Consider the following 22,527-nt stretch of genomic DNA (forward strand, 5'->3'; position numbering starts at 1 on the left):
CCCGCGAACGACGGTAGGGTCGGCGACGTGACCAACCCTGCCACCTTCACCGTCGACGGCCGACCACGTGCCCGCGGCCTGGGCATCGCCCTACCCGGAGAACCGGGACCGCTCAACGCCATCACCGACGTCGCCGGCGTCGAGGTGGGTGTGACCACGTTGATAACCGGGGATGGGCCGCTGGTGGTCGGGCAGGGACCGGTACGCACCGGCGTCACCGCGATCCTGCCCCGCGGTAGAGCAGGCGTCGGGCAGCCCTGTGCGGCCGGCTGGTTCTCGCTGAACGGCAACGGCGAGATGACCGGCACCACCTGGATCGAAGAATCGGGTGCCTTCAATCTGCCTGTGCTGCTGTCGAACACGCACGCAATTGGCGCCTGCCACACCGGGACGATCTCCTGGGTTAACCGAGTCCACCCGGTGCTGGCGCGTCAATGGCTGCTGCCGGTGTGCGCCGAGACCTGGGACGGCTACCTCAACGACATCAACGGCGGCCATGTTCGACCCGAGCACGCCGAGGCCGCCTTGGATAACGCCGCCGGCGGGCCGGTCGCCGAAGGTTCGGTGGGCGGCGGTACCGGGATGAACTGTTACGAGTTCAAAGGCGGCAACGGCAGCGCATCCCGCATCGTGCGCTACGGGCCGCACACCTTCACCGTGGGCGCATTCGTCCAGGCCAATTTCGGTGCCCGCCAGGAACTCACCGTCACCGGCCGCCATGTCGGTCCGCAACTTACCGTCGACAACGAGCTGGCCGGCGGTTGGTTCGCCGCGGACCTCAACCGGCCGCCCCCCGGTGCGGGGTCGGTGATCGCCGTCATCGCCACCGATGCCCCGCTGCTGCCCGGCCAGTGCAAGGCGCTCGCCAGACGGGTGCCGCTGGGTCTGGCCCGCACCGGTACCACCGGAAGCCACTTCTCCGGCGACATCTTCCTGGCCTTCTCCACCGCCGAGACACCACATCTGGCCAGCCACTTCCCCATCGGCGAGGTCGGCGAAGACGAGTTCGGGCGGATCACATTCCTGCCGTGGGGGCGGATGGACGACTTCTACACCGCCGTCGTACACAGCGTCGAGGAAGCCGTCCTCAATGCCCTGGTGGTCAACTCCGATATGGTCGGCCGAGACGGGCATCGCTCTCCGGCGCTGCCACACGACCAGCTGCAGGCCCTGCTCTGATTCAGACACTCAGCGTCGGTATGGAACCCGGCTTGGCGAAGTCGATCTGAGCAGCCGGGTTGGCGATCGCGGTCACCAGCCCGGTCCCGAACGGGCCCAGGTCGTCGAACAGGGTTGCGCTGCCGACCGAGACCCCGTCACAGGTCCAGTGCGAGTCACCCTGGACCGCAATGTGTTCGGACTCAGGTAGCCGTGAGAGCGCGACGGTGAGGTCACCGTTGATGTACCCGATTCCCTTGGTGCCGAGGTTGCTCACCAGGCTGGTGGCCTCGGCGACGACGACGGCGCGCACGAACGGAGTGACGGGGTGGCCGGCCACTACGTCGATCGGGCTGTGGCACACCCGCTTTCGTGACGTGTTCTGGTGTACACCGCCCTCGGTGTTCCACCCGGCGTCATCGCTGCCGATCAGAAACGCGTGCGGTTGCGCCGGCGCAGGCATGTCGAAGACGGCGTCGCAGAACCACTCCTGTCCCGGCGGCGGCTGCGACCGGCGATATTGCACCATCGTCGCGCGGGCCACGGTCACCTCGCCTTGGCGGATCTCGCATTCGGAGTTGCGCACCCGGTGCCCGTCGCGAACCAGTCGCACGATCACCGTCGTCGGTACTCGGCGGGCCGCCTTGAACAGGTCGACAGTCAGCCGGGCGGGCAGGAATCCCTCGGCGCCGTAGCGTTGCTCGAGGTTCCAGGCCGCCAGGCTCACCACCGCCGGGCCGTTGAGCATGTCCTCGCCCCAGCGGCCGCGGGCATTCTCGGTCGGGTGGAAGACGCCGTCGGGGTCGGAAACGAAATGCGCCGCTCGGGTGACCATCGAGGCATCGTCGCACAGGGCCATCCGGTCCGGTCGGCCGGATCCTTAGCCGACATAATCACGTCGGTCTACCCGGGCTGTACCGGCGCCGGCATCTCCCGCGCCCCACCGCGGGCGGCGCCCATCCCGGCGGTGACCACCAGTGCCATACCGACGATCGCGGCCACCCCGGGCACCTGGTGCAGCATCAGGAACCCGATCAGCAGCGCCAGCGCCGGTTCCATGCTCATCAACGTGCCGAAGGCCGCGGCGGTCAGCCGCCGCAGGGCGAGCAATTCGAGAACGAAGGGCGCCATCGGCAACAGCAGCGCCAGCCCGAAGCCGATCAGGATCATGTCCGGGGTCATCCGGGGCAGCACCGCCCACCCGACCGCCGCGGTCGTCACCAGTCCCGCGACCGCCATGGACACCGCCAGACCCTGCAGGCCGTCGACTCTGTCGCCGACCCGCTGGGTCAGCTGGATGTACGCCGCCCAGCACAGCGCCGCACCGAGCGCGAAGCAGACCCCGGCGGGATCGATGGTGCCGTGCCACGGCCCGGTCAGCAGCACGATGCCGGCCGCGGCGAGTGCCGGCCAAGCCCACCGGCCGGGGCCCCGTCCGCTCACCACGGCGACGCCCAGGGGGCCGAGGAACTCCAGCGCACTGGCGGTGCCCAGCGGGATGCGCGCCAACGCCGCCATGAACAACATGGTGGTCAGTGCGGTCACCATGCCGAGGACGACGCAGATCCCGAACGTGGTCCGGGTGAACGCCGCGGGGCGCGGCCGAACCAGCAGGGGGAATAGCAGACCGGCCCAGGCCAGCCGCAGCCATGCCGCCCCTTCGGCGCCGATCCGGCCAATGAGACCCACCGCGATCGCGAGTCCGAGTTGGACGCACACCATCGAGCCCACTGCCAACGCGGAACCGATGCGTGCCGGGTGACCGGTCATGCTGGCATTCAACGGCACCGGCGCCCGGCGGCGCCAATCATTTGGCGGCCCCTCAACCGGTGACGCGGTCGACCAGCTCGCGCGCCAACGCGAAGGCTGAGGTTGCCGCCGGCGAGGGTGCGTTGCGGACATGCGAGACTGCGCCCTCGCGGGAGATGACGAAGTCGTCGACGAGCGTCCCGTCACGGGCTACCGCCTGCGCCCGAACCCCCGCGTGGGAACTGCCGTCCAGGTCCGCCAGCGTGAGGCTGGGCATGTAACGCGCCGCCGCCGTGACGAAGGCCCGCCTGCTGCTCGCCATCCGAATCTCGGCCAACCCCACCCGCCAGTACCGCCGTCCCACGCGCCAGGTACCCGGCCAGGTCAGCGTGTCCCACGTGTCGCGAGGACGAAACCGGCTCAACGAGTACGCATCACGGGCGGCGACCATCATCGCCGTCGGCCCGAGGGTGACGTCGCCGGTGATGTGCTTGGTGATGTGCACGCCGAGGAACGGCAGATCGGGATCGGGCACCGGATAGATCAACCCGTTGAGTCTCGGCTGGGGCGTCCGCCGCAGGCCGAGGTAAGCGCCCCGGAACGGCACGATCTGCGGGTCACGCGGCGCCCCGGCGCGCCGAGCCAGCCGATCGGCCCACAGGCCGGCGCACGCGATCACCCGGCGTGCCCGAACCGGCCCCCTCGTGGTCTGCACCACCGGGTTGTCGGCCGCATCGATCCTGTCGACCGAAGTGTCGAATGCGACGGTCACCCCGCGTCCGGATAGCTCCGCAGCCAGGGTCCGGCAGACCGCGGGATAATCCACGATTCCGGTGTTCGGTGCATAAAGTGCCTGCAGGCCTACGGCATTCGGCTCGATCTCGGAGATCTCGGCCGCGCTGATCCGGCGCAGGCCTGGCACCGCGTTGGCGATGCCGCGAGCCTCCAAGTCGTCGAGGCGGGCCAGTTCGCCGGGTGCGGCGGCCACAATCAACTTGCCGCAGCGCTCGTGGGCAATGGAGTGTTGTTCGCAGTACTCATACATCAGCCGAGCACCCTCCACGCACAGGCGCGCCTTCAGCGACCCCGGCAGGTAATAGATGCCACCGTGGACCACCCCAGAGTTGTGGCCGGTCTGATGGTGGGCCGGCCCGCTTTCGCGCTCCAGGATCAGTACCGAATCGTCGGGCCGCCGCGCGGTCCACTCCCGTGCCACTGCCAGACCGACGATGCCGGCCCCGACGATGACGAGGTCATGAATCGGCGGTGTCATCGTCCTCAGCCGTGGCCACCGCACGCAGCACGTGCGCCCTGCGCTGTTCGATGGCACGACCGAATTCCTGTAACAGCAGCGGATTCTCGTGCACAATGCGTTCGATCTGATCACGCCCGACCGACACCACGGTGACCTCACCCACCGCGTAGGTCGACCCGATCACGGGCTGACGGGTCAACGTGGTCTGGCCGATGAATGACCCCTTCTCCAGGGTGCCGACGATCACCTCCGCCCCGTCTTCGTTGGCGACGGTCAACTGCAGCTCACCGGCGACGACGAACTTCATTCCGCCCGGGATGTCGCCCGAACGCTGCACGAGTTCGCCGTCGGCGAACCGCTCCAGATGGGCGTACGGGGCTAGCTCCTGCTGCTCCTCGCGATCGAGGCGCAAGCGTGAGGCCACTACCGACTTGATGGCGGCGGCGACCCGCTCCGGCGTCGAGAAGTCGTCCTCGGCCTCGTCCAGGTGCAGGCCGGCCCGACGTGCCGAATACCAGATCCAGCGCAGGAACGTGGCTCTGGCCTTGCCGTCGTCGGCCGGGGTGCGCAGCGGGATCTTGGTCTGATACTCCTTGGCACCCAAGGCAACCGCCGACGGGCTGCGATCCGGATGGCATTGCGGCAACTCCGAAGCCACCCGCACCAGCATCGCGCACACCTCGTCAGGGGCGTCGGACAGCCCGAAGACGCTGGTGACCGTAATGGTATGCCGGTCCGGTGGGCGGCTGAGGTTAGTGAAAGACGCACCGGCCAGAACCGAGTTCGGTGTGATCTGCAGCCCGGTTCCGGTCTCGAGATGTACTGCGCGCCAGTTGACCTCGACCACCCGACCCTTGGCCGCCGGGGTGTCGAGCCAGTCACCGATCTTGAACGGCTGCTCGAAGAGCATCAGCAGACCGGAGATGATCTGGCCGACCGAGTTCTGCAGGGTCAGGCCCACGACGATCGAGGTGACGCCCAGGGCGGTGAACAATCCCTTGACGTTGGCGCCCCAGATGTAGGCGAAAATCCACGCAACGCCGACCGCGATCAGCAGAAAGCGGACGACGTCGAGGAAGATCCCCGGGATCCTCTTGCGCCAGCTGCCCTCCGGGGCACCTCGGAACAACGTGGCATCGACCCCGGACAACAACAACACCAGCACGACGAAGGCGACCAGCGTTCCGACCATGCGTACCGGGGTGGACTGCGGCGGAACTTGACTGGCTTCGAGCAGTAACAGCAGCAATGCGCCCAAGGGCAGCAGATAGTTGCGCAACAGAGTCACCGGCTTGGCCAGGAAACTGTTTCTCCGGCGCAGCGCGTGCTGCAGTTCGGTGAGCAGGATCAACCCGACCGGGAGTCCGACGGCAATGCCGATGGCCCAGTAGAACCACCCCGAGCTGAAGACGTCAGCCATCAGTCCTCCTCCGAGGCTTGCCACACCGACTCAGCGGATCCATCGACGGTGACCGTGCCCGCCTCGGTGAATGCCACTGTGTCGCGAAGCGCTTCGTACACCCGTGAGGTGACGTAAATCCCCGGGCGCGAGGAGCCGTTCTTGACCCGGTGTGCCAGGTTCACCGCGCTGCCCCACATGTCGTAGACCACCGAGGGGCTACCGGTCAGACCGCTGCCGACGTCGCCGGTGTCGATGCCAGCGCGCATACTCACGCTGACCCCTGTCTCGCTGCTGAATCGCTGCAGAATCCGTCCGCATTCCCGCGCGAAGTCCACGGTCCGGCGGACGTTGTCCAGCCTGGGTACGGTCAGCCCGCAACTGCCCAGATAGCCGTTGCGCACGGTATTGACGCGTTCGATTCCCAGACCTGCACCGGCGGCGTCGATCTGGCGGGTCAACTCGTTGACCAGAGCCAGGTACTCGGCCGGCGCCAAGTCGGCCTGTAGGTGCTCCAGCCCGATCAGGTCGGCGAAGATGACTGTGACGTTGTGGTGTTCGCTGGCGATCGTCTCCTCGCCCTGACGGAATCGCTCCACCACCGGATCGGGCATCAGCGACTTGAGCAGTTCGTCGTTCTGCTGGCGTTGCTGTTTGAGCAGGTCGTCCTTGACGGTCAGGCTGCGGCTCATCTCGTTGAAAGCCCGGGTCAGTTCGCCGATCTGGTCGCGGCTCTCGACCGGGATGGCCACCGCGTAGTCGCCGGCGGCGATGCGTTGCACACCGTTCTCGAGCCGCCGGATCGGCCGGACAAAGACCTGCGCCAGGTACACCGCGAGCACGCAGACCACGAAGATCATCCCGACTGTGGTCAGCACCATCGTGCGAGTGAACGAGGACTCGCGCGCGAAGGCCTCGGCGGTGTCGACCTTGGCGATGATCGACCAATGCAGGTCTGAATCATCTCCGGCCAGAGGAGAATACGCTTCCAGAGTGCTGTTGCCCAGGTAGTCCCGGGACACCAGGGTGCCGGTTTGGTCCCGCTGTGCGTTGGCGGCGGCCGCCGAAACGTCCGGCTGGACCAGCGTGGTGCCACCGAGTTTAATGGCTTCGTCGGCGACATCGGCGGGAGTGCCCGCCGATATCACTTCCCGTTTGTAGCGTTGCGGATCTTCGAGGAACACCCGCGAATCCGACCGCATCAGGCCGTCGGGGCCGACGAGGAAGGTCTCCCCCGTCTTACCCAGCCCGGCTTTTTCCCATTGCCGGTCGAACGTCATCAACCGGTTGATCTTCGAGATCGGGAACTGCAGGGCCAGAACACCCTGCGTCCGGCCACCCACGACGACCGGAGCCACCATCCAAGCGGTGGGTTGCAGCTGGGCGGGCTGGTAGAACTCGAAATCGGTGAAACCAACGTAGTCAACCGAATTCGCGGACATCGCCTTGAGGTAGGCAGGGTGCAACTTGGAGCCCGCGTAGGGCCCGGTGACGATGTTGGTGCCCAGATCTACGCCCTTGTAGGCGGTGTACACCACGTTTCCTCGGCCGTCGATCAGTAGCGCGTCCTGGAACTCGTAGCGGGTGACGATCTCGCGGAAGAAATCCTGGTAACGCGCATTGGTCGCCGACCACGCGCTGCCGTCGCCGGCGTTGTCCATCGCAAGCGCCGCGTTGCCGTCGGGTAGCCGCGCGGTGTAGTTCGCCTGCAAATAGCGCTGGGCGTTGGAGGTCGGCAGCAGTGCCTGGGCGTCGAGCTGGGTACCGCTGTGATCGTCAGTCTGCTTGACAAATCCGTTGTAGTAGTCGACCACGTTCTGCCACTCCGGTGGGCTGACCGGGGCATCGGCCAGTTGGTCGAAACCGGCGGTGAAGCCGGCGAGCGCGTCTCCGGTACTGAAGCCGTGGCTGTAGATGATCAGCGAATTCCGCAGGTCCATGAACTGGCCCTGCAGTGCGCGGGCCTGCGCCTGCTGGGTACCGATGAGCCGGTTGAAGACCGCCGTGCGCAGGGACGTCCGGCCGACCTCGAACGCGAAGGCCCCGACCACGGCGGCAGCCAGCATGGTGCAGATCACCAGCATCAGGATCAGCTTGGACTGGATGCTGATCCGCGCCAGCAGTCGGTTGCGGCGCAACCGCTGCACCCTGCGCGGGCGCGGACTTACCCCGTCGGCTTCCGGCTCTGATGCGGCGGCGCCCCGTTCTTCCCTCTGCGTCATCGGCACCCCTTCGCGGTCACACCCCGCAGCTAACCGGCCACGGTGCAGACTAGCAGCACGTTGTGGCAAACGAGGTCCCCGTGATTGCTGTGGTCTGTGTCATGTTGCGGCCATCTCATGGCCCGACTGGCGAGACCCGCCCAGGGCTCCTGCCGGCGGAGATGATCGGATGGCGCCATGAACATCAGTTACGAGGACACGCTGCGCGAGGTCTCCACCGACAAGGGCGTTCTGCGCTATCACGAAGCTGGTGAAGGTCCGCCCCTGCTGCTCCTGCACGGCTCCGGCCCCGGCGTGACCGGCTGGCGTAACTACCGCGGCAACCTCGAGTTCTTCGCCGAGCATTTCCGCTGCCTGGTTCTGGAGTTTCCGGGCTTCGGGGTCAGTGACGACTTCGGCGGCCATCCGATGCTCGACGCCCAGGCGGCGGTACCGGTGTTCGTCGACGCTCTGGGGCTAGATCGCGTCGACGTGATCGGCAACTCGATGGGTGGCGGCGTCGGTATCAACTTCGCGATCAACCACCCCGACCGAATCGGCAAGCTGGTGACCATCGGCGGCATCGGCACCAACATCTACAGCCCCGGGCCCAGCGAGGGTATCCGGCTGCTGCAGGAGTTCACCGAGGACCCCAGCCGGCAGCGGCTGGTGGACTGGCTGAATTCGATGGTCTACGACCCCGCGCTGGTCACCGAGGCGCTGATCGAGGAGCGTTGGGCGTTGGCCACCGATCCTGAGACGCTGGCCAGCGCGCGGCGCATGTACGGCAAGGCTGCCTTCGCCGCAATGACGAAGATGATGCGCAACGCTGACTTCCCGCTGCCCTGGGCCATCATGCACAAGGTCAAGGCACCGACTCTGCTGACCTGGGGTCGCGACGACCGGGTCAGCCCGCTCGACATGTCGCTGATCCCGATGCGCACCATCTCCGACGCCGAACTGCACGTCTTCCCCAACTGCGGGCACTGGGTGATGATCGAGGCCAAGCAGGCCTTCGAGGCGACCGTCCTGAGCTTCCTGCGCCGCGGGCAGTCCCGCTAGTGCGTGACTAACGCGCCCGCCGGTCCGGCGCCCGGTCAGCAACACCGGTCTTCGCCGGCCATGAGCGCAGCCACGGTCGTGGCCCGCTGGTCGGGACAATGCGCCCTGGCGACGAGGGCAGCCGTCCACCATGAAGACGGCACACCTGACAGATAGGGACGCACATGACCGCTCGGGTGATCGACAAGACGATGGAGATAGCCGACCAACTGCGCGAGCAGGCGGTCGAGGCCGAGAAGATCGGCAAACTGACAGATACCACTGTCAAGAACATGAAGACGGCAGGGCACATCCGGCTGCTGCAGCCCAAGCAGTACGGCGGCCTCGAAGTGCACCCGCGCGAGTTCGCCGAGACGGTGATGGCGATCGCGGCGCTCGACCCCGCGGCGGGCTGGATCAACGGCGTCGTCGGTGTTCATCCCTACCAACTGGCATACGCCGATCCGCGGGTGGCGGCGGAGATCTGGGCCGACGACGTGGACACCTGGGTCGCCTCCCCCTACGCGCCGCAGGGCGTCGCAAGACCGGTCGACGGTGGCTACATTTTCAACGGGCGCTGGCAGTTCAGCTCTGGCACCGACCACTGTGAGTGGATCTTCCTCGGCGGCTTGCTCGGCGATGCCGACGGCAGGCCGGTCATGCCGCCGCAGATGCTGCACATGATCCTGCCGCGCAAGGATTACGAGATCGTCGAGGATTCCTGGGATGTGGTGGGCCTGCGGGGCACCGGCTCCAAAGACGTCATCGTCAAGGACGCGTTCGTGCCGACCTACCGCACCATGGACGCGTTCAAGGTGATGGATGGCAGCGCCCAGCGCGAGGCCGGCATGACCGAAACCCTCTACCTGATGCCGTGGTCGACGATGTTCCCGCTGGGAATCTCCTCGGCCACCATCGGCATTGCCGAGGGTGCGCTTGCCGCGCATCTGGACTACCAGCGTGAGCGGGTGAGCGCCGCCGGCACCGCCGTCAAGGACGACCCCTACGTGATGTACGCGATCGGTGAGGCGGCCGCCGACATCAACGCGGCGCGGCAGGAGATCTTGGCCAACGCCGACCGCATCTATGACATCGTCGACGCCGGCAAGCAGGTGTCGTTCGCCGACCGGGCGGCGGGCCGGCGCACCCAGATCAGGGCAGTGTGGCGCGCGGTAATGGCCGTCGACCAGATCTTCTCCCGCTCGGGCGGCAACGCGATGCGGATGGACAAGCCGCTGCAACGCTATTGGCGTGATGCCCACACCGGTCTAGCGCACGCCATCCACGTACCCGGCACCGCCTACCATGCGTCGGCTCTCAGCTCGTTCGGAGTCGAGCCACAAGGACCGCTGCGGGCGATGATCTGACGGGACCCGTGCGATGAGCGTGTTCAAGAGCCTCGGTTACGTCACCATCCAGACCTCCGACATCGAGCGGTGGCGACAATTCGCGTTCCGGTTGCTCGGATTCGCCGAGGGCACGGGCCCCGACCCCCACGCGCTCTATCTGCGCATGGACGAGCGTGCCGCGCGCATCGTCGTCACGCCGGGCGAAGCCGACCGGATCATCGCCGCCGGCTGGGAGGTCCGCGATCGGGCCGGACTCGACCAGGTCAGGCAGGCGCTCGACGGCGCCGGGGTGCCGTTCGAGCAGCTGTCACAGGCCGACGCCGACGCACGCCGCGTTGAGGAGGTCATCACCTTCGACGACCCCGCCGGCAACACCCTGGAGGTGTTTCACGGCGCTGTACTCGACCACAGCCCGGTCGTCACACCCTTCGGCGCACGGTTCGTCACCGGCGATCAAGGCATGGGCCATGTCGTGCTGCCGGCGCTGGATGCCAACGCCCTGTTCGAGTTCTACACCGCAACGTTGGGTTTCCTGTCTCGCGGAGCCTTCCGCGTACCGCTGCCCAAGGAGTTCGGCCCGATCAGAATCCGCTTCCTCGGCGTCAACGAACGCCATCACAGCCTGGCGATCGCGCCGGCGACCACCCTGCGCGACCCCGGGCTCATCCACATGATGGTCGAGGTGGACAGCCTCGACGCCGTCGGAGAGGCGCTCGACCGGGTCAACAAGGAAGGCTTCCAGCTGTCCTCCACCCTGGGCCGGCACACCAACGACAAAATGGTGTCGTTCTATGTCCGCGCCCCCGGCGATTGGGACATCGAGTTCGGCACCGGCGGTCTACGCATTGACGAAACGTATTACACCGCAGAGGAAATCACCGCAGATAGCTACTGGGGCCACCAGTGGGTCGGCGATCTGCCCGCCGCCATGCGGCCCTGACATGAGTCGACGACCATGGCTGGATTGACGAGAACTTCTAGAAAACAACGGGAACGGGGATGAGCCGGGTGCCTGATTTCGACCACGTGGTCGACGTCGTCGTCGCCGGATCCGGCGGCGGCATCACCGGCGCCTACACCGCCGCGCGAGAAGGCTTGTCAGTGGTGCTGGTCGAAGCCACCGACAAGTTCGGCGGTACGACCGCCTACTCCGGTGGCGGCGGGATGTGGTTCCCCTGCAATCCGGTGCTGCAGCGTGCAGGAAGCGACGACACGGTCGACAAGGCGCTCAATTACTTCCGGTCCGTCATCGGTGACCGCACCCCGGTGGCGCTGCAGGAGGCCTACATCCGTCGCGGGCCCGAGCTCATCGAGTACCTGGAGGCAGACGACAACTTCACGTTCACCGTGTTGCCGTGGCCGGACTACTACGGCGCTGCGCCGGACGCGCGGGCCGACGGGCTGCGCCACATCGTCGCCGCGCCTATCCGCGGTGAGCGGCTCGGGCCCTATGCCGGGCTGGTGCGCGGTCCGCTCGACCATGACCGGCTCGGAACGCCAGCTCCCGAGAAGCTGTTCGGTGGCCGGGCACTGATCGGGCGCTTCCTCGCCGCGCTAAGCGGCTATCCCGACGCGACGCTGCATCGCAACGCCGAGCTGACCGATTTGATCACCGACGGCGGTCGTGTGGTCGGCGCCGTGGTGCATCGGGACGGACATCCGGTGCGGATCGGCGCCCGACGCGGAGTCCTGCTCGCCGCCGGGGGCTTTGAGCACAGCGACCGGCTACGCCAAACCTTCGGCGTCCCAGGCGATCGCGCCGACACCATGGGGTGCCCCGGTAACACCGGCGTCGCTCTCGAGGCGGCGATTCGCGCCGGCGCCGCCGTCGACCTGATGGACCAGGCCTGGTGGTCACCGGGACTGACACACCCCGACGGCCGCTCGGCCTTCGCGTTGTGGTTCACCGGCGGCATCTTCGTCAACCAGGACGGCCGCCGCTTCGTCAACGAGTCGGCAGCCTACGACCGCATCGGGCGGGAGATCATCCGCGAGATGCAGGCCGGCCGGTTGACGGTGCCGTTCTGGATGATCTACGACGACCGCGAGGGCGAGGTCCCGCCCGTCAAGGCGACGAACGTTTCGATGGTCGAGACCGAGAGATACCGTGATGCCGGATTATGGTGCACCGCAGCAACGTTGACCGAGCTCGCCGAAATCATCGGGGTCTCCCCCGAAGGCCTGCAAGAGGCGGTCACCCGGTTCAACGACCTGGTCGCCGCGGGCGTGGACACCGACTTCGGCCGCGGCGAAGAACCCTATGACCGCGCCTTCTCCGGTGGGGAACCGCCCCTGGTGCCGATCGACACCGCACCCTTCCACGCCGCGGCTTTCGGGCTGTCGGACCTGGGCACCAAGGGGGGTTTACGGACCGACGAACACTCGCGGGTGCTCGACGAGTCCGGTGCCCCGATCCCCGGTCTCTACGCCGCGGGCAACACCATGGCCGCGGTCAGCGGAACCACCTATCCGGGCGGCGGAAACCCGATCGGTGCGTCGATGTTGTTCAGCCACCTGGCCGCACTCGACATGGCTGCCGCCGTCAGCCCTGCTTGACCAGCTTGAACGGCATGTTGATGTACAGCGGCAGGCTGCGGCCGCAGGCCCCGGACGGCCCTGTCGTCTCGTCCTGACCGACCAGCATGTCGGAGCCGGGGACCGTCTGATCGCCACCCGGGGACGACCCGTGGAAGCGGAACACCTGGAAGCCGGGAGCCGATGTGCCGTCCTGGCATGGCATCCAGTTGTCGATGGTGCGCTTGACATACCAGTCACCGCCGGTCTGATAGATCGGCGCGGTCCAGCCCTGGTCACTGCTGACGGTCCCGGTGCACTCGGTCGGGTAGCTGCAGACCGACGAGATGGTCCAGATGCTGCGCAGGCTGCGCTCGTCATGGAAGACGTCGTTGGTGGTTGCCCACTCACCGTTGGAGGTCGCCGTGAACGTACCGTTGAGCCCCCACTTGTCGGAAGCCGAAGCGGTGGCCGGCGCTAGCCCGCCGGCGACGACGGCGGCCAGCGCCCCCACGCTCACCAACATCCGTGACGTGCCCATTTGGCCTCTCCCCTCAGCGGTCATGTCGTCGGCAACAGGTTCTTCCATGACAGGTCGCCGCCCTGCACCAGATCCGTCTGCCGGTAGACGTTGCCGTCCGGGGTGGCGTACTGCCCAGTCTTGGGGTCGTAGGTGGCGATCGCCACCGACGGACCGCCCTGCGCACCCGGCGTGAAGGCGCTCGGCGCGACCCCCGGCGCACCCTGGTCGACCGGAGCGATGTCCGGAACCGGTTGCGGCGCAGGAGCATCCGGATTCGGCGGGACCGCAGCGGGAGCCGGCGGAGCGGGTGGTGCCGCGCCAGGCGGCAGCGGGGTGCCCTGCAGGGGTCCGTAGATGTGGTCGTTGAACGTCACCCGGTCGTCCGGCGGGACGCCCTGGGCGACCAGGTTCGGGTCGATCGGGTTGGGGCCAGTGGCATGCTGGCGCATCGCCAGCGGCTCGTATGGCTTGTCGCTCTCGCAGATCTCCACGGTCGGCGCCCGCTTGCCGGGCTTGTCCATGCAGGGGTAGTTACGCGCGCCGCGGACCGCGATCGGCGAATCCTGCGGGAGTTTGCAGTACAACCCGTCCGGAGTGTCGGCATCGGAGAGGTCCGCGGGTGAGCGCCACGACGACGGCGGCAGGAAACCCACGGTGCAGGCCGGCGGATCGTTGAGGGTCAGGGTGAAGTCACCGAGCGTCATACCCGTCGGGTTGTTCAGCGGCGAACCGACGGCCTGGATCGAGCCGATGTACGGCGGCAACAGCACCAGCAGCTGCTCCACCGACGGGTGATAGGTGACGGCCACCTGCCCCAACGTGGTGAGGTTGGCCAGCAGAATCGGCAGCGTCGGCTTCACCTGGTTCAGCAGTGCGGATGCTTCGTCGGCCGCGCCGGGTCCGTTGGCCAGTACCCCACGCCACTGCGGATCGTTGGTGTTGAGCTGATCGGTGATGCCGGCGAGGCTGTGCGCCCAGGTACGAATCGAGTCGGTGGAGGCCAGTTGGCCGTCGAGCAGTGGCCGGCTGTCGTCGACGAGCGTGCGGGTCCGGTCGCCGGCGGCGTTGAAATCGGCCGCCAGCCGCGACGAGGAATCCATCAACGTGCTCAGATCGTCGCCGGCACCGTTGAGCGCCTTGAACGAACTGTCGAGCAGGTCCGACAGGCGCTCCTTGGGAATGCTCTTGAGCAGCAGGCTGACCTGGTCCAGCATCGGCCCCACCGCCTGCGGCACGGTGGCGTTCCTGACCGGAATCACCGATCCGTCCTCCAGGTAAGGCCCGGAATCGGTTCGTGGCACCAGGTCCACGTACTGCTCGCCGACCGCGGACACGCTGAGCACTCGTGCCTGCAGATCCGCCGGCACCTTGGGCGAGGTCGCCAGCGACAGCGTCGCCTCGGCGCCGGTGCGTGTGGGCCGCACTTCAGTGACCCTGCCCAACTGGACACCGCGGTAGGTGACGTTCGAGAACTGGTAGAGCCCACCGGTCCTGGGCAACTCCAGTTTGACCGTCATCCTGCCGATGCCGAGCAGGGTCGGCAGCTGCATGTAGGTCATCACCATCACACCGATGCCGATCACCGACGCGATCGTGAAGATGATCAGCTGGTTTCGGACGAAACGCGTCAGCATCAGTTACCACCCTCGTCCTGCGGCTGCGGGGTGGGACCCGGCAGCGGTCCGGTGCCCATGCCCGGGGCCGGCTGCGTGGCACCGGTCAGTGCCGCCGGTGGGGCCGCCGCTGGCGCCGGCGCGGGGTCGACCAAAGGCGGGATGTCGGCAACCTGCGTGGGCGGCGCGCTGCTGAAAGGAGCGTGCAGCGGATCGTAGGTGTATGTCGCATACCACGGATCCCCGGGTGCTGGAACGAGTTTCGCGTTCTCATCGCCCCAGCGGGTGCCCAGGAACAGCGTCTTCTTCAACCGCGGCACGGTCAGGTCGAAGATGATGAACTGGTTGAGGTAGTCGCCGCGGATCGCACGGTCGATGGTCGCCTGGGTGTAGGGGAACGTCGGCAGGTAGGCCAGTGCGGTGTCCAGTTTGGGTCCGACGTCGGCCAGCGCCTTGAGCGTGGGCTCGAGGTTCTGCAGGTTGCGGACGAGGTCGGCCTTGGTGTCGTTGACCAGCCCGGTGGCGAGGTTCGAGAAGTCGCGGAACTTGGCCAGCGCCGTGGTGATGCGGGGCCGTTCGTTGACCAGCACGTCGACGGCCGGCGGAATCCGGTTGAGCGCGTCGGTGAGCACCTCGCTCTGTCCGGCGAATGTGCCGGCCAGCCGATTCAGCGAATTGACCGCCGCGTTGATGCTGTCGCGCTGGTCGGCTAGCAGACCGACGAAGTCGTTGAGCTGGGTGAGCAGATCCCGGATCTTGTCCTCGCGGCCGTTGACCGCCGCGCTGAACTCGTGGATGACGTCGCCGATCTGGCCCAGCCCGCCGCCGTTGACCACGACCGACAACGCCGACAGGGTCTGCTCGGTCGACGGGTACGTCGAGGACTTGTTGATACCCAGGGTGGCCCCGGGCTTCAGCACGCCGGTGGGCGCCTGCCCCAGCGGCGGATTCAGTGCCAGATGCATGGATCCCAGCAGGCTGGTCTGGCCCACCGTCGCGACCGCGTTGGCCGGGATCACCACCCCGGGTTTGACGGATACCTCGACATCGGCATGCCAGTCGGTGACGGTCATCTTGCCCACGCTGCCCACCACGACATCGCCTACCAGCACCGGCGAATTCGATTCCAGCTGAGCCACATTGGCCAGCTCGACGTGGTAGCTGGTCGATCCCTCGCTGTGGCCGACGGTGCCGGGCAGCGGCAGGGAGTTCAGGCCACCGAAGCTGCAGCCCGTCGCGGTCACCGCGACGCACGACGCGGTCACCACCAGGCGGCGCACCGAACTGATCATGACGTCGGATTCCCTTCAGCGGGTGCCGGCGCGGCAGGAGGCTCGGCTTCGGCCGGAAGCAGCAGGCCTTCCAGATTCGACGGCGGTGGGGCGGCCGGCCCGGCCGGCACGCCTGGGGGAATCGGAGCGCCGGGGAAAAGCGCGGGCGACGGGTCGGCGGGCAAGCCGTTGGGCGCATAAGAACCCGGTGTCGTGTTGGGGGGTACTCCCCAGCCGGGCGGCGGCGGCACGTCGCCGTTGTATCCGGTGTAGGCCGACACGGCGGGCGGAATCTCCGCGGGCCCCATACTCGCGCCGGAACCGCCCGGTGCCAACGCCGGGTCGGTGTAGATCAGCTTGTCCGGGCTGGTGGACTTGCCCAGGTAGGCATTGAACGGGAACGGCAGGTAGTTGAAGTTGAGCAGGCGCAACGCCGGCCCCAGGTACTGGGCGCACAACTTGCCGGTTTCGGCCGAGGTGGCGTTCTCCACCGCTCCGATGGCCGAGCAGATCACCTGGACCGGACTGGAGAAGTTCGCCAACGCGAAGGCGCCCAGCGCACTTTGCGAATCCGGGTTGTAGATGTTGTAGGCGTTGCCGATCGCGTTGGGGGCCACGTGCAGCAGGTTCTCGACGACGAGCTTGTTGTCGGCCAGGTTCTGCGTGACCGCCCCCAGCCGCTGGATCTGTTCAGCGGTCTGGTTTCGACTGCCGGCGATGAACCGGCGGACGTCGACCACGGCACTGGACAGGTTGGTCAGTGCCCCGTCGAGGTCCGACCGGCTGCCGTCCACCACACTGCTCAGGCTGGCCAGCCGATCCTGGAATTGGACGATCTGAGTGTTGCTGTCCCGCAACGCCGTCACGAACGTCTGCAGGTTCTTGACGGTGTCGACGAGGTTGCCGTCTCCGTCGGCAAGCACGCGACTGACGCCGGACAGCTGCGCGATGGTGTCACGCAGCTTCTCCCCGTTTCCGTCCAGCGCATTGGCGGCACTGTCGATGAATCGGCCCACCGAGGTCTGAGAGACATCGCTTGTCGGCCCCAGATCGGTTGCCAGGCGGTTCAACTGGGTCTTGACCTCGTCCCACTCGACCGGGATCGCGGTGCGGTCGAGTCCAATCACCGCGCCGTCGGCCATTGTCGGGCCGCTGTCGTCGTAGGGCGGGGTCAGCTGGACGTAGCGCGCGCCCACCAGGTTCTGCGACACGATCACGGCCTCGGCATTGGCCGGGATGGGAACGTCGCGGTCGACCGCGAGCTCCATCTTGGCCTTGGTGCCCTGAGCCTGAATGGACTTGATCGTGCCGACTTTGACCCCAGCCACCCGCACCTCGTCACCGGGATAGATGGCGGTGGCGCTGGTGAAGTACGCGGTGATGGTCGTCGGCTTGAAGAACGCCTGCCGCACCAGCAGCGCGATTCCGCCGACGACCAGCACGGCCAGCACGGCGGCCACCGCAACCGTCAGCCTGCTACGAGACTTCATGGCTGCCCCCATCGCTCGTTGGGCTGCGGTATTCCGTTGTACGGGAACGGGATCTCCGCGCGGGGCCCGGCATTATCGGGTGGTTGCCCGGCATCGGTGCCGCGCCGGAAGCCCAACGCGTAGTCGAAGAAGGGTTGCAGTGTCTGCGCCGGGCTCAGGTTGCCGACGAACGCGTTGTAGTAGAAGCCGTTGTTGACCGCTTCGGCCTGGGTGAGCTGGAACTTGGCCAGTCCCTTCATCGCGGCCGTGATGTTGTCCTTGTTCTTCTCCAGCATCGCGGTCACCGAGTTGAGCTTCTCCAGCGCGGGTGCCAGTTCCTTCTCGTTGTCGGCGACGATCCCGCGGAGCTGTTGGGCCAATCCGGAGGTGTTGGCCAGTAGGTTCACGATCGCGTAGCGCCGCTGCTGCAGGACCCCGATCAGGTCGTTGGCGTTGAGCAGCAGGGTGTTCACCTGCTGGCTGCGTCGCGCCAGGATGCCCGTCACGTTCGAGGCGCTCTTGAGCAGGTTGGCCAGGGAGTCGTTGCGTTCGTTGATCATCCGCGACAAGTTGCTCAGCCCGTCGAATGTCGGCCCCAGCTGCGGGGTGATGCGATCCAGGGTGTCGGACAACGTGTCCAGCGACTGGTTCAACGCGGCGGTGTCGGTGGCGGCGGTGTTCGCGGTGAAATCCGACAGCGACTCGGTCAGCGAATAGGGCGATCCGGTGCGCGAGACAGGGATAACGTCGGCCGAGCGCAGCCGGCCCTTGCCGTTGGATTCCAGGGTCAGGATCCGTTGTCCCAGAAGCGTTCCGGTGCGGATGTGCGCACTGGTGTCGGAGCCCAGGCGCACCGTGCCGTCGACCAGGAAGGTGACCAGCGCCTTGCCGTGTTGCAGCGACACATCCGAGACGGTGCCCACCTTGACACCGGACACCTTGACGTCGTTACCCGGCTGCAGCCCGCCGGCCTCGGTGAACACCGCCTGGTGGCGGATGGAGGTGGCGAGCGACGTCAACCGCTCGGGCTGGAGCCCGACTGTGATGACGAGCACGATCAGGGCCATGCCGATGAAGCCCGACCTGATCAGCTTGGATCCGCGGTATTTGATCATCAGGGCTCCGAACACCTTCCAGTGTGTTGGACGATCCAGGGGAAGTAGGCGGTGCGGCCCTGCAGATCACTGACCCGCACCGACAGTCCACACAGGTACTGGTTGATCCAGCTGCCGTACGAACCCAGACGCACCACCTTGCGGTAGTTGGCCGGGGCTTTCTGGATCGAGATGTCGAGCAGTTCCTTGTCCTGGTCGAGCAGCGGAGCCAGCCTGCCGAGCTGGTCGACGGTACCGGCCAGCGGCGACCGCGCCTGGTTGAGCAGGTCGGTCAGCGACGCGGTGCCGTTGTCCAGCGCGGTGATGGCCTGCCCGATGGTGTCCTTGTCGCCGGACAGGCCGGTGATGAGCTTGTCCAGCTTGTCGATGGCGCCGGAGAACTTGTCGCCGTCCTTGCTGATGGTGGCGACCACGGTGTTGAGGTTGTCGATCAGCTGCTGCACCGTCTGCCCGTTGTCGGCTACGGCTTTGGTGAACGACGAGGTCTTGGAGAACAGCGACTCGATGTTGCCGTCCTGGCCCTGCAGGATCTGGATCAGCGAATTGGTCAGGGCATTGACGTCCTGCGGATTGAGCCCTTGCACTACCGGCTTCAGCCCGCCCAGCAGCAGGTCGAGATCCAGCGCGGGCTCGGTCCGGTCCACCGGAATCTGCGAGCCGGGCTGCTGGATCTTCGCCGATCCCGGGCTGTCCACGAGCTCGAGGTACCGGTCGCCGACGAGGTTGAGGTAACGCACCGTCGCTTTGGTACCGGAAGTGAGCACGATGTTGCGGTCGGCGTCGAAGTCGACGATCACTTTGTTGTCGGGCTGCAACGCAACATCTTTGACCGTGCCGACTCGGACACCGGCCACCCGCACCGAGTCACCGGACTTCAGACTGGAGGCGTCGGTGAACACCGCGGAGTAGGCGTTCTCCGATCCGGAGCGGTACTGCCCGAAGATCGCGAACAGCGCACCGGTCAGCAGCAGCATGACCACGCCGAAGGTCCCGACCTTGAGCAGCGTCTTCCAGGTAGCGGTCATCCGGGTTGTCCTACCTGCGCGGTGTTGCGCGGCGGCCCGTCCAGCGGACCGAACAGCGCCTGCTTGAGCCCGTCGGAGTTGAGCAGGATGCCCTGGTTGCCGTACTGCGCCGGGTTCGCGCCGATGTCGGCGACAACGAACGGCGGGCTGGTCTCGAACGGAACCTTGGGCAGGTCCGTACACTGCGGTCCGCCCTTGGCGGCGACCTTGGGCAAGTTGCCCGGATACCGGTAGCGCTCACGCCCGAGGAAGAACGATTGGAGCAGAACGGCTCCCGGCAACGGCAGCCCAGGCCCGGTGGCCAGTGGGACGAGGCTGCCGATGCCGCAGGTGAGTGCGGCGTGGTACTCGTTGAGCAGATCGGTGGTCGGCACCAGCAGGTGCATGACATCGGTCAGCGGCTGACGGTTCGCGCCGATCACCTCGGTTCCGATGGCGGCCAGCCCGATCGCGCTGACCAGCAGAGCGTCCAGGTTCTTGTCCTGGTCGACGACCGTGTCACTGATCTTGGTGGCATTGCTGACGATCTTGAGCAGGTCTGGTGCCGCATCGGCGTAGGCGTCGAAGACCTTGGGGGCGACCGCGATCTCGTGGTTCAGGGTGTCGAGGCTGGGGTTGAGTTTGACCAGCGCTTCGTCGAGGTCGACCAGCGTCTGGCCGAACTTGTCGCCGCGACCGCGCAGCGAGGTGGCGAGGGCGCCGAGAGTCTGATTGAGCTTGGCGGGTTCGATTGTCGACAGCACTGAGACCAGCTGCTGGAACACGGTGTTGATCTCGACGGTGACGTGCTGGCCCTCGATCACCTGGCCGGCCCGCAGCGACTGCACCGAGGGATCCGGCGGCGGCAGCAGCTCGACGAATTTGGAACCGAACACGGTCGAGGAGGTGATGTCGGCACCGACGTTGGTGGGGATGTCGTCGATAAAGGCGGGATCGATGGCCAGGTGCAGTGCCGCCCTGCCGTCGGGCAGCGAGTCGATCGAGGCGACCTTGCCGACTTGGGCACCATTGAGTTTGACCTTCGCTTCGGGGTTCATCACCAGGCCGGCACGCTCGGAGACGACCGTCACCGGAACGGTTCTGGTGAAGCTGTCCTGGAAGAGGCCGACGGCCACCGCGATGATCGCGGCGATGGCCACCACGGTCGCCAATCCGGCGAGCGGGCGCGCGATAGGTGAATTCATCGGGCTCCTCGGCCTATCCGGACAGGTTGAAGTTGCCGTTGGAGCCGTAGATGGCCAGTGAGATGAGCAGGGTCACTGAGACCACCACGATCAGGGAGGTGCGGACCGCGTTGCCCACGGCGACGCCGACGCCGGAGGGGCCGCCGGTGGCGAAATAGCCGAAATAGGTGTGGATCAACAGGATCGTGATCGCCATCAACACCGCCTGCAGGAAGCTCCACAACAAGTCGATCGGGTTCAAAAACGTCGTGAAGTAATGGTCATACAACCCGCCGGACTGGCCGAACAACACCACCGTGGTGAACTGACTGGCCACGAAACTCAAGATCACCGCGATCGAGTACAACGGGGTGATCGCCACCATCCCCGCCACAATCCGCGTCGAGACCAGATACTCCACCGGCGGGATACCCATCGATTCCAGGGCGTCGATCTCCTCGTTGATCCGCATCGCCCCAAGCTGGGCGGTCACCCCAGCACCGAACGTCGCCGCCAACCCGATACCAGCCACCACCGGCGCGGAGATCCTGACATTGATAAACGCCGCCAAAAACCCGGTCAACGCCTCGATCCCGATATTGCCCAACGACGAATACCCCTGCACCGCCAGCGTCCCACCCGCCGCCAACGTCAAAAACCCGACGATCACCACAGTGCCGCCGATCATCGCCAACGTGCCCGCACCCATCGAGATCTCGGCGATCAACCGGATGATCTCCTTACGGAAATGCACCGTCGCATGCGGCGTGCCCGCCAACGCCCGCCCATAAAAGATCGTATGGTCACCAATCCGACTGACCGTCCCCAACGGACGACGCACCTGACGCGCGATCCGCGGATACAAAGCCTGCAACGACGCCATCCCCCAGCGCCTACCGCGCGCTCATGCGGATACCGATGGCCGTGACCACCACGTTGACCACAAACAACGCCATGAACGCGTACACCACCGTCTCGTTGACCGCATTACCCACCGCCTTGGCCCCACCCCCGCTGATCGTCAACCCCCGATAACAGGCCACCAACCCCGCAATCAACCCGAACAACGCCGCCTTGACACACGAGATGATCACCTCCGGCACCCCGGTCAACAACGTGATCCCCGCCGCGAACGCCCCCGGATTCACATCCTGAACAAACACCGAGAACACGTAACCACCCAAAATCCCGATGATCACCACCAACGAATTCAGCAACAACGCCACCAACCCCGACGCCAACATCCGCGGAGTCACCAACCGCTGCACCGGATTGATCCCCAGCACCTCCATCGCGTCGATCTCCTCACGGATCGTGCGCGACCCCAAATCCGCACACATCGCCGTCGCCCCCGCACCGGCCACGATCAACACCGTCACCAACGGACCCACCTGCGTCACCGCACCAAACGCAGCACCAGCACCGCTGAGATCAGCAGCCCCCAACTCCCGCAACAAAATATTCAACGTGAACGACACCAACACCGTGAACGGAATCGCCACCAACAACGTCGGCGCCAACGACACCCGCGCCACAAACCACGACTGCTCCAAAAACTCCCGCCACTGAAACGGCTTCCGAAACATAAACCGCACCGCATCAGCCGACATAGCAAACAGACCACCAATAGCCTGCATCGGACCCGACGCACTCCTCAACGCAATGCCCGGAGACCAGCGATC

General features: G+C 66.4%; 19 protein-coding genes. 5 read left to right on the plus strand and 14 right to left on the minus strand.

Translation table 11 applies throughout. The annotated features are described in order from the left end of the window. Positions 1-27 precede the first annotated feature (27 nt). Complete coding sequence (locus ACXDF8_RS25195) at positions 28-1,179, plus strand: DmpA family aminopeptidase (protein ID WP_457225994.1); 1,152 nt, start codon at positions 28-30, stop codon at positions 1,177-1,179. Between the two features lies 1 nt (position 1,180). Here ACXDF8_RS25195 and ACXDF8_RS25200 read toward each other — a convergent pair whose 3' ends face one another. From ACXDF8_RS25200 to ACXDF8_RS25220, 5 genes are all read right to left on the minus strand, one after another. Continuing rightward, positions 1,181-1,993 carry an acyl-CoA thioesterase domain-containing protein gene (locus tag ACXDF8_RS25200; protein WP_457225995.1) on the minus strand — a complete coding sequence of 271 codons (813 nt, stop codon included), beginning with the start codon at positions 1,991-1,993 and terminating at the stop codon, positions 1,181-1,183. Between the two features lie 68 nt (positions 1,994-2,061). Next, complete coding sequence (locus ACXDF8_RS25205) at positions 2,062-2,928, minus strand: EamA family transporter (protein ID WP_457225996.1); 867 nt, start codon at positions 2,926-2,928, stop codon at positions 2,062-2,064. 52 nt (positions 2,929-2,980) lie between these two features. Further along, a complete protein-coding gene (gene lhgO, locus ACXDF8_RS25210; protein WP_457225997.1) occupies positions 2,981-4,180 on the minus strand; it encodes an L-2-hydroxyglutarate dehydrogenase in 1,200 nt (399 codons plus the stop codon). Beyond that, positions 4,161-5,582 (minus strand): mechanosensitive ion channel domain-containing protein, encoded by a 1,422-nt coding sequence (locus ACXDF8_RS25215; protein WP_457225998.1) that lies wholly within the window; start codon positions 5,580-5,582, stop codon positions 4,161-4,163. Before ACXDF8_RS25215 ends, lhgO begins: the two co-directional genes overlap by 20 nt. After that, positions 5,582-7,783, minus strand: coding sequence for an adenylate/guanylate cyclase domain-containing protein (locus ACXDF8_RS25220; RefSeq protein ID WP_457225999.1), 2,202 nt, complete (start codon positions 7,781-7,783; stop codon positions 5,582-5,584). The genes ACXDF8_RS25215 and ACXDF8_RS25220 overlap by 1 nt, the downstream gene beginning before the upstream one ends. Before the next feature lie 177 nt (positions 7,784-7,960). On the opposite strand from ACXDF8_RS25220, the gene ACXDF8_RS25225 reads away from it, so the two are divergent. From ACXDF8_RS25225 to ACXDF8_RS25240, 4 genes are all read left to right on the plus strand, one after another. Next, positions 7,961-8,824: an alpha/beta fold hydrolase gene (locus tag ACXDF8_RS25225; protein ID WP_457226000.1), complete on the plus strand. Its 864-nt coding sequence runs from the start codon at positions 7,961-7,963 to the stop codon at positions 8,822-8,824. Positions 8,825-8,988: 164 nt separating this feature from the next. Continuing rightward, positions 8,989-10,170, plus strand: coding sequence for an acyl-CoA dehydrogenase family protein (locus tag ACXDF8_RS25230; RefSeq protein WP_457226001.1), 1,182 nt, complete (start codon positions 8,989-8,991; stop codon positions 10,168-10,170). Positions 10,171-10,183: 13 nt separating this feature from the next. Further along, a complete protein-coding gene (gene bphC / locus ACXDF8_RS25235; RefSeq protein WP_457226002.1) occupies positions 10,184-11,092 on the plus strand; it encodes a biphenyl-2,3-diol 1,2-dioxygenase in 909 nt (302 codons plus the stop codon). A 68-nt stretch (positions 11,093-11,160) separates the two neighbouring features. Then, positions 11,161-12,708, plus strand: a complete 1,548-nt coding sequence (locus ACXDF8_RS25240; RefSeq protein ID WP_457226003.1) for an FAD-binding protein — start codon at positions 11,161-11,163, stop codon at positions 12,706-12,708. Here the strand turns inward: ACXDF8_RS25240 and ACXDF8_RS25245 are convergent. The 9 genes from ACXDF8_RS25245 to ACXDF8_RS25285 all read right to left on the minus strand — a co-directional run. Continuing rightward, on the minus strand, positions 12,695-13,207 hold the full coding sequence (locus ACXDF8_RS25245) for an Rv2253/PknI dimerization domain-containing protein (protein WP_457226004.1): 513 nt from the start codon (positions 13,205-13,207) through the stop codon (positions 12,695-12,697). The two genes, ACXDF8_RS25240 and ACXDF8_RS25245, sit on opposite strands and share 14 nt — an antisense overlap. A gap of 20 nt (positions 13,208-13,227) precedes the next feature. Continuing rightward, positions 13,228-14,823, minus strand: coding sequence for an MCE family protein (locus tag ACXDF8_RS25250; protein WP_457226005.1), 1,596 nt, complete (start codon positions 14,821-14,823; stop codon positions 13,228-13,230). Then, positions 14,823-16,094: an MCE family protein gene (locus ACXDF8_RS25255; RefSeq protein ID WP_457226006.1), complete on the minus strand. Its 1,272-nt coding sequence runs from the start codon at positions 16,092-16,094 to the stop codon at positions 14,823-14,825. The genes ACXDF8_RS25250 and ACXDF8_RS25255 overlap by 1 nt, the downstream gene beginning before the upstream one ends. Continuing rightward, positions 16,091-17,575 carry an MCE family protein gene (locus ACXDF8_RS25260; protein WP_457226007.1) on the minus strand — a complete coding sequence of 495 codons (1,485 nt, stop codon included), beginning with the start codon at positions 17,573-17,575 and terminating at the stop codon, positions 16,091-16,093. Before ACXDF8_RS25260 ends, ACXDF8_RS25255 begins: the two co-directional genes overlap by 4 nt. Next, positions 17,560-18,657: an MCE family protein gene (locus ACXDF8_RS25265; protein WP_457226008.1), complete on the minus strand. Its 1,098-nt coding sequence runs from the start codon at positions 18,655-18,657 to the stop codon at positions 17,560-17,562. The genes ACXDF8_RS25260 and ACXDF8_RS25265 overlap by 16 nt, the downstream gene beginning before the upstream one ends. Next, a complete protein-coding gene (locus ACXDF8_RS25270) occupies positions 18,657-19,682 on the minus strand; it encodes an MCE family protein (protein ID WP_457226009.1) in 1,026 nt (341 codons plus the stop codon). The genes ACXDF8_RS25265 and ACXDF8_RS25270 overlap by 1 nt, the downstream gene beginning before the upstream one ends. After that, positions 19,679-20,866 carry an MCE family protein gene (locus ACXDF8_RS25275; RefSeq protein WP_457226010.1) on the minus strand — a complete coding sequence of 396 codons (1,188 nt, stop codon included), beginning with the start codon at positions 20,864-20,866 and terminating at the stop codon, positions 19,679-19,681. Before ACXDF8_RS25275 ends, ACXDF8_RS25270 begins: the two co-directional genes overlap by 4 nt. A 13-nt stretch (positions 20,867-20,879) precedes the next feature. Then, a complete protein-coding gene (locus ACXDF8_RS25280) occupies positions 20,880-21,728 on the minus strand; it encodes an MlaE family ABC transporter permease (RefSeq protein ID WP_457226011.1) in 849 nt (282 codons plus the stop codon). Positions 21,729-21,738: 10 nt separating this feature from the next. Beyond that, on the minus strand, positions 21,739-22,527 hold a 789-nt coding region (locus tag ACXDF8_RS25285), incomplete at its 5' end, for an MlaE family ABC transporter permease (RefSeq protein ID WP_457226012.1).

Source organism: Mycolicibacterium sp. CBM1 (assembly GCF_054073305.1).